This is a genomic window from Enterococcus sp. AZ179 (assembly GCF_050498885.1).
Classification (GTDB): Bacteria; Bacillota; Bacilli; order Lactobacillales; family Enterococcaceae; genus Enterococcus_D; species Enterococcus_D entomosocium.
This window is the reverse complement of the sequence record NZ_JBMHEO010000001.1, coordinates 754,772-767,194: the sequence shown is the minus strand read 5'-3', so window position 1 is coordinate 767,194 and position 12,423 is coordinate 754,772. Positions and strand designations below refer to the sequence as shown.

The following is a 12,423-nucleotide window of genomic DNA, read 5'->3' as shown; positions in this document are numbered from 1 at the left end:
ACAAACGCGACAAAAAGAGCATTCGAAATCGAATACTCGCAACGAGTTGGTCCAAACGAACATGGTTGGGGCAGCGGTTCGTCAGCCAAACAAAAGTAGGAACAGTGTAGCATAAGAGAGCGCTTTTTTCAAACACTACTTATATTTTTTTGAGGGCAGCGAAAGAAAAAACGTGGTTTGTTGGATAAAATACGCAAAATAACTGTTTTTATTTTTTATTTGTTGTAAATACTGAGGAAACTCAGTATCATTAGAAACAAGCCGATAGCGGCTAAGCAGTTTCTGGATATATGGGGAACCAAGTGATGGACTGTGTCATGATTTGTCGTAACCCAATCCTGCAAAATGCAATGAGCAAACAATGGAGGAGAGCATGAAAGCAGTAAAGAACTTATTTATTTTGATTGGCTTATTCTTACTAAGTCAAGTAGGGATGACCGTATTCAGTGTGGTAAAAATCTATTATTTGGAAGCAGGAGAGCCGAGGATTCCTGCGATGATGAGCTACGGGTTGATTGCCTTGCTTTTGGCAAACATTGGCCTACTGATGTATTTGGCTCGGAAGCTAGGACTTGCCACCTTTGACTTTGGCTGGTCAACGAAGCGCAACTGGCTATGGATCATCGGTGGTTTTGTTTTAGGTCGATTCGTTGCTGTTGGTGGTACCATGTATCTGCAGCATATATCCGATCAAGAGGCGACCGCGAATGATGCATTGTTAGGGGAACTGTTTACAGGCGAAAATCCGCTTTTGATCTTCCTATTGATCGCTGTGGCGGCGCCAATCATGGAAGAAATTGTTTTCCGTGGTGGGTTTATCGGCCTTTTATTCAAGAAATACCCGATAGTCGGGATCATTTCAAGTGTAGCCGTTTTTAGTATCATCCATTCCGTCACCAATCTGGTCGAGTTTTTGATCTACGGTGCTATGGGGCTGATCATGGCGTTGATTTATGTAAAAACCAAGCGCTTAGAAACAGCCATCGCCATGCATTTTCTCAATAATGCCTTGGCGGCGATCGCAATGATCTTGTTAGGTTAAGAAGTCAGCAAAAAACCACCGATCAAAACGATTCGGTGGTTTTTGTTTACTCTGGCAGTTGTCCTTGTTCAAAGGGTAATTGTTCCAGTTCTTCTGCAGTAAAGAGGAGATCGCCTTCGTCTTCGATAGAAAATGCGTCACCTGCTGCAGATTTTTGATAGGCGCGCGCTTTATTCATATTACGAAGATAAAGATCCTTGTTTGCATTTAATTCTGGTGCAGCTAAATTGTCTTCGCGATTGCTGCGAATGACGATTTTGCTTGTTTGCGTGCCAAAATGAAAACCGTGATAACCCGAAACCATTAATTGGCTGGCATTTTCGCTGCTGTATTCTTTATAACCCGATAGACGGCCCGTTTTTACCATTGGCCGATCGATCGTATAAGTGATCAAGTATTCCGTATCTTCAGGCAGCTGAATCACTTGTTCGGTTTCCTGATTCGTTATCTCAGTGGCAGGCAAGTGGTACTTTTTAATAGAAGTGATCGTTAGGTCTTCTTTTGTGAAAAAGACTGGATCGATCCAAAATCCTGCCAGCAAAATCGTACTTAAGCTAATACTGAGAACAGTCAAAAGGGCGATCAATACGAGGCCAATTCGTTTTCGGTGGGTGGTCAGATTGAGTTCTTGGACCATCTGTTTGTCTTCTTTTAATAAATAGTCCAAGGTCAATTCAAAATAGTTGCTCAGTTTGACTACTTGGTCTAGATCAGGATAGCTCTTGCCGTTTTCCCATTTTGAAATCAGTTGCCGAGTGACAAAAAATTCCTGCGCCAATTGTTCTTGCGTGAGATTTCGTTTGGTGCGTTCTTCTTTAATAATTTTCCCAATATCCATGTGTCTGTTTTGCCTCCATCATTCTTCTTATATATTATAGCAAACTCTTTTCTATGCGAACGAGGATCTATGAAATTAACGATGCAACAAAGGGTAACATCCTTTATTTATCAATGTTTCTACTTGTTGCACTGTCTTTCTATTCTGGAAGCTTTCAGTGCTGGTCAGAAAAAGAAAGGTCCAGTAGAGTGAAGTATGTTTGATCAAATTTGACGGAGAAAGGAGAAACGATCGAATGAAGACAAAACACCTTATGGTTCCAATTGGCTATACCCAATTCTTCGCTTCCTTACTGGTGATTCTCGTTCACTGTGGTCGACTGGCAGAAAACAACGGGCTTCATTTTTTGTTAAAGAGTCTCTTATGTCGTTTGGCGGTTCCTTTTTTTCTGCTGCTGAATGGCTATTTTTTTCAAAAGAGCACCTGTTCATGGCAGCAATGGTGCAAACGACAACTCAAGCTTTATTTGCGTTGGTCGATCGTGTATCTTCCCTTAGGTTGGTTTTATTTAGGACAGCAAAATCTTGCCGATCCATTACGGGTCATCGGTTTGGCTGCTGGCTTTTTAACAGTAGGGGTCTGGTACCATCTTTGGTATTTTCCAGCGTTGCTCTTTGGCATGTGGTTAGTAAGGAAAACCCGTTTTCTTGGCTATCGGTGGCAGTTTTTACTGGCGATCAGTTTGTATTTGATTGGCTGTCTTGAAACGTACAGCAGTTATTTAAGTGGACCTTTATTGGTATTTTATCAAAATTATCGGACCCTATTTTTTACAACGAGAAACGGTCTTTTTTATGGGTTTCTTTTTTTGCTGTGCGGGTTTTGTTTAGGTGAACACCAGAAACGTCCTTTTTTCACGAAGCATCTTGGCAGAAAATTCGCGGTCTCTCTTTGCTTATTAGGCATTGAAGGTCGACTGGTGTATCTCAATCAGGGGGACGATAAGAATTTCATGCTGTTCTTTGTGCCGACGACTCTTTTTTTCCTTGCTTGGCTGATCAAGCAGCAACCACAAAAGCGGACTTGGCAAGCAAAACAAGCAGCTGAGGCTAGTCGATTGATCTTTCTGAGTCACCCGCTGTTTCTGGAATCTGGGAAAGTCTTTTTTTCACTAGGAGGGTTTCCGTTGTTCTTTTATACGATAGTTTTAACGGGAGCCTTTCTCGGCTTGAGGAAAGTGGGCAGCCGTTTAAAATCCTATGCTGTTGGGTTTGCTAAAAAAACAGTTGATGAAAAGAAAAGCGCCTAAAGTATTGCTGTACCAAGGATAATACCAAATTGCGCCTTTTTTAAATAGCAGCAGAGTTCTAAGTTTTTCTTCATTTCAGACCCTAGACGTAGGCTTTGCAAGAAAACCTATAGTACAATAACAGCAGTAAGAGGGGAAAATCCCTGAAAAAGAGATCAACACTTGGAGGATATAGTGATGAAAAAACAGACTCGAAAACCAGCGATGATTTTAGCGACTCTCTTGGTATCTAGCCAAGTTTTATTAGCAGCACCACAAGTTTTTGCTGACGAAACCAATTCAACGACGAGCAGTTCCACTGCAACAAGCAGTTCTACCGCAACGACAGCCACTACCGACAGTCAAACAAGTACCTCTGACAGCAGTTCAGATCGTTTGCAAGTCAATGCTGTGGCGATCGGAAATGCCTTGACGAAAGCACAAGAAGACTACACACTTGAGCGCTTAGGCATCCAAGGCGAAACACCGATTTATACGACAAACGGTAATGACTTGATGAAATACATTCCCGATGGTGGCTTTACCGCAGATTGGGCGGTCTATAGCTCGGTCAGAATGCAGACGCTAGAAAGCGGGGCAGGAATCACTGTCGATATCGCGACACCAGATAACATTACCCGCATCACCGCAGCCCAGTATCAAAATGCGGCGCTGACGGCAGGGATCACTGATGCGAAGCTAACGGTTGCTTCTGCTGTACCGATCGACGGTTCCGGTGCTTTAGCTGGGGTTTACAAAATCGTTGAAGAATCAGGCGGCGTCATCAATCAGAATCGAGTAGCTGTAGCTCAAGATGAGATGGATGTGCTTTCTACGATCACCGAAGAGAACAAAGACAAAGAAGGCTATTCCGATGAAGCTTTGAATGCTGCGCAAGAACAAGCGAAAACCGATTTGGCTGCTCAAACCGCAGATGGTACGGAATTGACTCAAGCAGATATTCAAGAGACAGTAGAAAAAGCCTTGAAGGACAACGGACTTGAAGGAATCGTTACGGAAAATCAAATTTCTGAATTGACCTCTTTGATGAGCGACATGCGAGACAACAATATCTTCGATGACTTCATCAAAGAATTGGATCTTTCAGAAGCTCGCAAGCAAATCGAAGAAACCTCTAAGGGCCTTTGGGAAAATATCAAGAGCTTCTTTAGCGGCATCTGGTCTTCGATCACCGGTGTCTTCGGCAATGACTCAAATGAATCAAATAACAGCAGCGAATCAACGGTTGATTCTGGACAATAAGCATTTTACAAAATAACGTATTTCGCTTGTATTAAGAAAAAAGAGAAGAGCGCAGGGGAAGGAGCAGGGACGCTAGTGCACATCTGAGTGCTAACGATGTCCTCTGCTTTCTTTGCTAAAACAGGAGCAGTCTTTATTAAAAGAGAAGGAGGGCAATCAGATGAATTTTTTAGGCAACGTGATTTGGTTTGTCTTTGGCGGCTTGATCGGTGCGATCTCATGGTTTTTGGCTGGGTGTTTATGGTGTATTACCATCATCGGCATTCCCATTGGTCTGCAATGTTTTAAGTTTGCGACTTTGTCATTAGCACCATTTGGGAAAGACATCGTTTACCGTGGCGGTGGCGTGTCCGTGATTCTCAATATTTTATGGTTGATTTTTTCTGGTATACCACTGGCTTTAGGACATTTAGCTAGCGCAGTCCTTCTAGCCATCACGATCATCGGCATTCCATTTGCGGCGCAATCATTGAAAATGGCGCGCTTAGCGTTGATGCCCTTTGGAGCAGAGATTGTGTCTAGTCGTTATTGATTTACCCCAAAAAATAGTCTTAAAAAACCACATTACAGAGCGGATAGCTTTGTGATGTGGTTTTTTTGCGAATATCAGCAAGAGTAAGGGACAAGATTTTTGGCAGGCTCACCGCAGTTGAATTTCAGAACTGAAAAAGTTGTTAAGAAACCAAAGAAGAGGACAGGAAAAAACACACAAGTTTTTTTGCATATCAACCGTGATTCACAAAAGATTTAGCGAAACACAGAAAAATGTTAAGTTTTTTTCTTCCCTTCTCAGGGTTCTTTGATTTTTGAAATGGAGCGCCGAATTTTGGCAATCGATTGTTGTGCTTTGTCTCGATTAATAAACATTAAGATGACATAGAGGGAATCCATGATGCTCAGTTGAGCGATTCTGGATGCCAATGCCTCTGAGCGAAACTCAGTTTCTTCGGAAATAGAGATGAAAACCACGTCGCCGAGTTTGGCTAAAGGAGAAGCAGCATGGCTAGTAATGACGATAATTTTGGCACCATTGTTTTTGGCAACTTGAGCTAGTTCAATGGTTTCTCTTGATTTTCCAGTATGAGAGATAAAAATGCCGCAATCATCTGGCGTCAACAATGAAGCCTCCATCAGTTGGATGTGATAATCACTGCTGTGGAAAACAGTGATCGGCGAGCGCAAAAATTTGTGATAGGCATCGGTTGCCACGATTTCTGAACCACCAACGCCGAAGAAAAAAAGTCGTTTAGATTGATTGATCATTGCAGCAGCAATCTTTAAATCTTCTTCTTTTAAAAGATTTTTGGTATCAGTCAGTGTGGTCATATTGGAATCAAATACTTTTTGAGCCATAGTCAATTCATTATCAGACTTCTGGATATTTTCATGGATCGAAATGGCAGAAAAATCATTTTCCTGCATCAGCATTGCCATTTTGAAGTCTTTAAATCCGTTGTAACCGAGTTTTTTTGTGAATTGAAAAAAGGTCGAATCAGCGATGCCTAATTCATTGGATAAATCACTGATTGAACTGTGGCTGACTTTACTAGGATTTTCCAAAATGTAGTCGGCAATCGCTTGTTCTTTGAGACTTAAGTCTTTATAAAGCGTTTTTATTTGCAGTCGAATCGAAACAGTCAAAGACGGTTACCTCCTTTATATGAACATTATCATCTTTGTATTGTTACGTTACCTCTTTTAAAGAAAAAAAGCAAATAAAAATTATTTTTATTTTTATTGTTTACAAAAAAATATTTTTTTGTATAATGGAAGTATGGAATGGAGGCGCTATCATGGAGGTAGGAATTATCGGACTTGGAAAAATGGGATTGAACTTAGCCCTCAATTTAAAAGATCAAGGTTATCAAGTAAAAGGGCTGGATCTTTCGGTACATGCGCAGAAAACAGCGCAAGAAGCTGGAATCACACTCTATCAAACGCTAGCTGATTTGACGAATTCCTTTAGCGGCCGACGGATTTTATGGTTGATGCTTCCTGCGGGAACGGTGACTGAGGGGGTTCTTGAAGAACTATGGACCCTTGTATCAGCGAAAGATATCGTGATTGAAGGCGGAAATTCTAATTACAAAGATTCGATTCGCCGAGCAGCCTGGTTTAAAGAAAAAGAGGTGCATTACTTTGATTGTGGGACTTCTGGTGGGGTTTCCGGAGCTAGAAAAGATGCATGTTTGATGATTGGCGGGAATGAGATCGCTTTTTTAGAGGTGGAATCTTTGTTTGCAGATGTGGCTGTTTTAGGAGGCTACCTTTACGCAGGGGAATCAGGAAGCGGTCATTTTCTAAAGATGGTCCATAACGGTATCGAATATGGAATGATGCAAGCGATCGGTGAAGGCTTTCAATTGATTGAACAAAGTGCCTATAACTTTGATTTGGCTTCCGTCGCGGAGGTATGGAATCATGGATCGGTTATTCGCAGCTGGCTGATGGAAATCGCAGCGGCCCAATTTAATGAGAGCCCTAAGTTGGAGGAATATCGCGGGGTTGTTGCAGCTTCTGGTGAAGCTAGGTGGACAGTGGAAACGGCTTTGGAGATGAATGTTGCTGTACCGACGATCGCTATGAGTTTGTTTATGAGAAATTTGTCCCAAGAAGAAGACAGTTTCTCAGCAAAAGTCGTCTCTGCGCTAAGGAATGGTTTTGGTGGTCATGAGATTGTTGCAAAAGAGTAAGGAGGAAGAATATGGAACAGTTTAAGATCGCTATAGTGAATTCCAGCAGCTTTGGAAAAATCTTTCCGCAACATATCGAGCGGTTGAAAGCAATCGGAACTGTCAGTCCTTTCACGTTCGATAGCGAAATCAACGGGAAAGAATTGGCAGAAAAGCTTAAGGGATACAACATCATTATAGCAAGTGTTACCCCATTTTTTACCAAAGAATTTTTTGAGTACAAAGATGAATTGCTACTGATCACACGCCACGGGATCGGCTATAACAATATTGATTTAGAAGCAGCGAAGGACCACCAAACGATTGTTTCGATCATTCCAGCTTTGGTCGAGCGTGATGCAGTAGCAGAAAATAATGTGACCAATCTATTGGCGCTTCTGCGCTGTACAGTTGAATCGAATACAAAAGTCCGCGAAGATCAATGGGAAAAACGAGCGAACTTTGTCGGACGCGCACTATTTAACAAGACAGTAGGCGTGATTGGTGTCGGCAATACTGGAAGTTGTGTAGTAGAAATATTGAGAAATGGTTTCCGCTGCGAGATTTTGGCATACGATCCATATAAGTCCGCTTTGCATATTCAAAGCTATGGCGGAAAAAAAGTCGATCTAGACGAGCTGCTAGCAAAATCAGATATTATTTGTCTATGTGCTAACTTGACGGAGGAAAATTATCATATGATTTCCTTTGAAGAAATTTCAAAAATGAAAGATCAAGTGTATCTCTCCAATAGTGCCCGTGGCGCACTTTTGAATGAAGAGGCAATTGTAAGCGGATTAAAAAGTGGGAAAATCGCTGGTCTTGCCACCGATGTCTTAGAGGAAGAGCCTGGTCATAAAGATCATCCGTATTTAGCTTTTGAAAATATAGTTATGACACCGCATACATCAGCTTATACTATGGAATGCTTAGAAGAGATGGGAAACAAATGTGTAACGGATATTGAACGAATCGTTAAGGGACTGCTGCCAGACCGTGCTGTTCAAGCGGAAAGTCGGTTTTTGGCTGTATAAAGGAGAGTGAAGCTCGTGCTAACGGATTTAAAAGTAAAGGTTGGACCGCAAGTTTATCGTTACCATGAAGGCGCGATCGACTATGTGCCGGAAGTATTAAAAGAGTACAAAGTAAAACGACTGCTGCTCGTACATGGAACGGTTTCATGGGAAAAAGCGAAACCAAAATTACCCTTTTTAGAAGATGCGCATTTGGAAATTTTTTATCATCGCTACACAGGAGAATGTAGCTATTATGGCGCTGGACTGATTGCTGATCTTGTTGAAGAACTGGCGATCGATTTTATTCTGGGGGTTGGTGGCGGGAAGTTAGCCGACTTAGTGGGATATGCAGCACATGTAGTCAATCGACCCTTTGGACTGATCCCAACATTGGCCAGTAATTGTGCACCATGGACACCCTTGTCTGTCATGTATAAAGAGTCGGGAGAATCTGAAGGGAAGTCGGAACACTATTTAAGACAGGCTGCTTTTTTGATTACCGATCCGACGTTAGTGATCGATGCACCAGTCTCCTACTTTATCGCCGGTTTAGCAGATACGTTGGCAAAGTGGATTGAATCGGAAGCAATCTTAGCCCAACCACATTTGAAAAATGAGCCTTTCTTGCAAATGGCAGGCTATACAGCAAAATTATGCGAAACAGCTATTTTGACACAATCGAAACAAGCGATTGAAGATATGAAGCGGCAGGAAGTGACAGACGCCTTTTGTCATTTGTCGGAGATCGTTATTGCAGTTGCTGGAATGGTAGGCGGGCTAGGCGATAAATATGCCCGCAATGCAGCGGCGCATGCGATGCATGATGCCATCAGTAAATATCTTCCTGAGAGTCATCGTTTTCTTCACGGGGAAAAGGTTGCCTATGGGATGTTTTATCAATTAGCGCTTGAAGAAAAATGGACGGTCATCGATCAGTTGATCCCCTTTTATCAAGAATTGCACTTACCAATGAGTTTACATCAAATGGGTATTTTTCCTGAAGATGCACAAGTCATTGATCAGTTGGTGCAGTTCATAGATTCAAAAGAAAAAGTACACTTGATTCCAGTCTTAATCACCAAAGAACGCTTGAAAGAAGCTGTTCTTGATTTAGAAAACTATTTGAAAGAAGTTTAGGAGGAGGAAAAATGGATACATTAAGTGTTACACAAAGTTTACTGATTGCGCTATGGGTTGCAGCAGTCATGTCTCGTTGGCTCGGCGGAGGCGCCACACTGACTTTACGTTTTTCACCGTTGATGACGGGATTAGTTGTCGGACTGGTGATGGGAAATGTGCCTCAAGCCATGATCGTCACTGCCGCTTTACAAATGATTTACATGGGGGTATTTTCTCCCGGCGGATCCATGCCGGCGGAACCTTCGATTGCAGCGGCGATTGCCGTACCGGTAGCTTTGCTAGGAAATCTGCAACCAGAAGCAGCGATTGCTGTTGCCGTACCTGTTGGTTTGCTTGGGAGTTATTTATATCAGTTCCGTTTCTTTATCAATACCTTCTTAGGAAAATATACGGATAAAGCAGTGGAAGATCTTAATGACAAAGCAATGACTCGTTCAATAATTTTATACCCAACGCTGGCTTCATTTATTTTATTTGTTCCGCTGGTATTTATTGCACTTTATTTAGGCGCTCCACTGATTGCTGATGTCATCAATGCTCTTGAGGGGACAGTCGTTATCCATATTTTAGAAGTAGTCGGCGGCGGATTGGCAGCGATCGGGATTGCAACTACCGTCTATGTGATCGGTCGAAAAGATTATATGGTCTTTTTCTTCTTGGCCTATTTCATGAGTGTAGTTTTCAGTTCGCTGGAAATTACCATGGTCACCTATGCGATTTTTGGTATTTTGATCGCGTTGATTTTTGTTCAGTCACAAAAAGGAAAATTGGCCCCAGCCCCAGAAACGAATACAGCATCACCATCCTTTGATGATGACGATGACTATGATGACGGGTTCTAATCGATAAGGAGGAGCAGTAATGACCGAAATAATTCAAAAAGCGCAAGGCGCACCGGAAGAAATCACGAAGAAAGATGTCACAAAAGCATACCTAAGATGGCATTTCGCCAATGAGATCCCGCATTCGTTTGAACGGTATTTATCACCATCGCTTTTATACGCCATGATGCCGATTTTGCGCAAACTTTACAAAGACGATGAGGCACTGAAAGCTGCCTACAAACGCCAACTGTTGTTTTTCAATACCCAGCTAAGTTGGGGTGGCGGTGTTATTACTGGGCTGATGTCATCAATGGAACAACAGCGAGCCGAGGAAGAGCATGAGAAAAAAGAGATCTTGATGCAGGATGATCTAATGTACAACACGAAAGCTGGTTTGATGGGTGCTTTAGCAGGAATCGGGGATGCCATCGACTCAGGAACCGTTCAATATATCTTTATTGCGATTGCCGTCCCTTGGGCACAGCAAGGAAGTCCGCTAGGTGCGTTGTTTCCGTTCATTTGCTTTGCACTGTATCAAGTTTCTCTAGGAATGTTTTTTGCCCGCCAAGCGTTCTCAATGGGACGCAACGCAACTGGCTTGATGCAGAGTACAGGTGTTCAAACTGCCATTGAAACACTGTCGGTTCTCGGTTTGTTTATGATGGGGGTTCTGGCTGGAAACTATGTCAAAGTCAGTTCTTCGCTGCAGTTTGATATTTCTGGACGAGAATTTATTATCCAAGATATCCTTGATCAGATTGTACCAGGGATCTTGCCGTTAGCAGTTGTAATGGGCGTCTACTGGTTCTATACAAAGAAAGGATTAAAAGTCACGCAAGCATTGCTATGGCTGACTTTGATTCTGATTATTTTAGCCGGTGTCGGTATTTTATAAGAAAAGGAAGTGTCAACAATGGGTGTAGTAAATTTAGCACGAGTAGATGAACGATTGATCCATGGGCAGGTCATGATGACCTTGTCGCAAAAAAGCGGAGTCAACTCGATCTTTGTAGTGGATGAGGTAGTAGCTAAGGATAAGTTCATGCGGGAATTATACAAAAATGCCGGTAGCCGCACAGGGCAAAAAACGATCGTCGTTACACCAGAAAAAGCCAAATTTTACTGGGATGAATACAACTTCAAAGATTACAACTGTATTTTGATCGCTAAAACCGTCAGTGTGATGTACGACTTAGTCAAACACGGCGTGCCAATGAAAGAATTGAACATAGGCGGTATCGCCCAAAAAGATCCCGAGAAAGATCTCTTGGTAACAAAATCTGTTTATTTAAATCAAGCTGATGCGCAAAAACTCAAAGAAATGAACGAAGCGTACGGTGTGGAATCAATCTATTTTCAAGCAACACCTTCTGCACCGAAATCAACCCTTAAAGATGTGTTGAAGCAGTTCAATTTGTAATCATTGAGCGCGTTCGTCATCTGTTGAAGAGGAAGGCGGAGGGTCTTATAAAAATAGAGTTCCTCCTTCCTTGTCAGTAATTTGTGAATAGGAGAATCCGCCATGAATCAAACAGAAGCATTTCGTGATTGGCTTTTTCGTTATCGATATGTCTATCGGTCGCGATCAACGGATAAAAGCAAACAAAGATTTTTGAAGGCACTCATCGCGGATATCATTCCATTTCGCAAAGACCTTCAGGTGATCGAGTATGATCACACGAAAAAAAACGCCTCACGCAATTTGTATGTTGGTGATCTGACCAAAGCAAAACGGATCATCTGCACATATTATGATACACCGCCAGAGCATTTCGGCGATTACCATTTTTTTGATCGGCAGGAGCAAGGCCGTAAAACAAATCAATTTATTCTGACTGCTTCAGCAGTGATGATTCTTTTAGGGTTGTTAGGTACCTGGCTTTATATCCACTTTGCCTCAGGGAGATTTCCCTTATTGTCTTGGCAAACAGCGCTTTTTGCTTCAGGGGTCGGTATTTATTTTCTGCTATTAAATCGCGTAAGCCGCGGGGCAGGATTTCAGCAAAATCTAACCCGCAATACCTCCTCTATCTTAGCGCTGCTGTCCCTAATCAGTCAAAACAGTCAAACAACGACGGCCTTCGCATTTCTTGATGAAGGAAGTTACGGAGAACGCGGGTTGGAAGTGTTACGTGATTCAGTAAGGCCGAATGCGAAGATTTATTATTTAGATTCTATTGGTGCCGATGCTCCGATTCGAGCGATCGGCAAGCAATTCAATGAAGGGCAACTCCAGCAGTTGTCAATCGAACACAGTAGTGAAGCAATGGGCAGCATCAACTATCTGTTTTGTGCAGAAAAGCAACAGGATCAGACGTATGTGTTGCCTAAAAAACAATTAAAGCAAAAAGAGCTGAATAGTAGGAATATGCAAAAAGTCCTTGCGTTATTTGGTTAGGA

General features: G+C 42.3%; 13 protein-coding genes. 11 read left to right on the top strand and 2 right to left on the bottom strand.

Going from position 1 to position 12,423, the window contains the following annotated elements:
* Positions 1–373: 373 nt before the first annotated feature.
* The gene (locus IGI88_RS03685) at positions 374–1,042 is read left to right on the top strand and encodes a CPBP family intramembrane glutamic endopeptidase (protein ID WP_144330908.1); all 669 of its coding nucleotides are present in this window, start codon (positions 374–376) and stop codon (positions 1,040–1,042) included.
* A gap of 46 nt (positions 1,043–1,088) precedes the next feature.
* On the opposite strand, the gene IGI88_RS03680 is transcribed toward IGI88_RS03685, so the two are convergent.
* On the bottom strand, positions 1,089–1,880 hold the full coding sequence (locus IGI88_RS03680) for a helix-turn-helix domain-containing protein (protein WP_429960216.1): 792 nt from the start codon (positions 1,878–1,880) through the stop codon (positions 1,089–1,091).
* Positions 1,881–2,115: 235 nt separating this feature from the next.
* Here IGI88_RS03680 and IGI88_RS03675 point away from each other — a divergent pair, with 235 nt between their 5' ends.
* The 3 genes from IGI88_RS03675 to IGI88_RS03665 all read left to right on the top strand — a co-directional run bounded on the left by IGI88_RS03675 (position 2,116) and on the right by IGI88_RS03665 (position 4,903).
* Positions 2,116–3,129, top strand: a complete 1,014-nt coding sequence (locus IGI88_RS03675; RefSeq protein WP_144330909.1) for an acyltransferase family protein — start codon at positions 2,116–2,118, stop codon at positions 3,127–3,129.
* 177 nt (positions 3,130–3,306) lie between these two features.
* Positions 3,307–4,371 (top strand): DUF1002 domain-containing protein, encoded by a 1,065-nt coding sequence (locus tag IGI88_RS03670; protein WP_008380562.1) that lies wholly within the window; start codon positions 3,307–3,309, stop codon positions 4,369–4,371.
* Positions 4,372–4,531: 160 nt separating this feature from the next.
* On the top strand, positions 4,532–4,903 hold the full coding sequence (locus tag IGI88_RS03665; protein WP_008380564.1) for a YccF domain-containing protein: 372 nt from the start codon (positions 4,532–4,534) through the stop codon (positions 4,901–4,903).
* 257 nt (positions 4,904–5,160) lie between these two features.
* On the opposite strand, the gene IGI88_RS03660 is transcribed toward IGI88_RS03665, so the two are convergent.
* Positions 5,161–6,012, bottom strand: a complete 852-nt coding sequence (locus IGI88_RS03660; RefSeq protein ID WP_429960215.1) for a MurR/RpiR family transcriptional regulator — start codon at positions 6,010–6,012, stop codon at positions 5,161–5,163.
* Positions 6,013–6,164: 152 nt separating this feature from the next.
* Here IGI88_RS03660 and gnd point away from each other — a divergent pair, with 152 nt between their 5' ends.
* The 7 genes from gnd (at position 6,165) to IGI88_RS03625 (ending at position 12,421) form a co-directional block, all read left to right on the top strand.
* Complete coding sequence (gene gnd, locus IGI88_RS03655) at positions 6,165–7,064, top strand: phosphogluconate dehydrogenase (NAD(+)-dependent, decarboxylating) (protein WP_008380568.1); 900 nt, start codon at positions 6,165–6,167, stop codon at positions 7,062–7,064.
* Between the two features lie 11 nt (positions 7,065–7,075).
* The gene (locus IGI88_RS03650) at positions 7,076–8,077 is read left to right on the top strand and encodes a D-isomer specific 2-hydroxyacid dehydrogenase family protein (RefSeq protein WP_016612775.1); all 1,002 of its coding nucleotides are present in this window, start codon (positions 7,076–7,078) and stop codon (positions 8,075–8,077) included.
* Positions 8,078–8,092: 15 nt separating this feature from the next.
* Complete coding sequence (locus IGI88_RS03645; protein WP_034872125.1) at positions 8,093–9,196, top strand: iron-containing alcohol dehydrogenase family protein; 1,104 nt, start codon at positions 8,093–8,095, stop codon at positions 9,194–9,196.
* An 11-nt stretch (positions 9,197–9,207) separates the two neighbouring features.
* Positions 9,208–10,041, top strand: a complete 834-nt coding sequence (locus IGI88_RS03640; protein WP_008380575.1) for a PTS mannose/fructose/sorbose/N-acetylgalactosamine transporter subunit IIC — start codon at positions 9,208–9,210, stop codon at positions 10,039–10,041.
* 19 nt (positions 10,042–10,060) lie between these two features.
* Positions 10,061–10,918: a PTS system mannose/fructose/sorbose family transporter subunit IID gene (locus IGI88_RS03635; protein WP_008380577.1), complete on the top strand. Its 858-nt coding sequence runs from the start codon at positions 10,061–10,063 to the stop codon at positions 10,916–10,918.
* 18 nt (positions 10,919–10,936) lie between these two features.
* The gene (locus IGI88_RS03630; protein WP_005228434.1) at positions 10,937–11,443 is read left to right on the top strand and encodes a PTS system mannose/fructose/N-acetylgalactosamine-transporter subunit IIB; all 507 of its coding nucleotides are present in this window, start codon (positions 10,937–10,939) and stop codon (positions 11,441–11,443) included.
* A gap of 102 nt (positions 11,444–11,545) precedes the next feature.
* Positions 11,546–12,421 carry a hypothetical protein gene (locus tag IGI88_RS03625; RefSeq protein WP_008380581.1) on the top strand — a complete coding sequence of 292 codons (876 nt, stop codon included), beginning with the start codon at positions 11,546–11,548 and terminating at the stop codon, positions 12,419–12,421.
* Positions 12,422–12,423 lie beyond the last annotated feature (2 nt).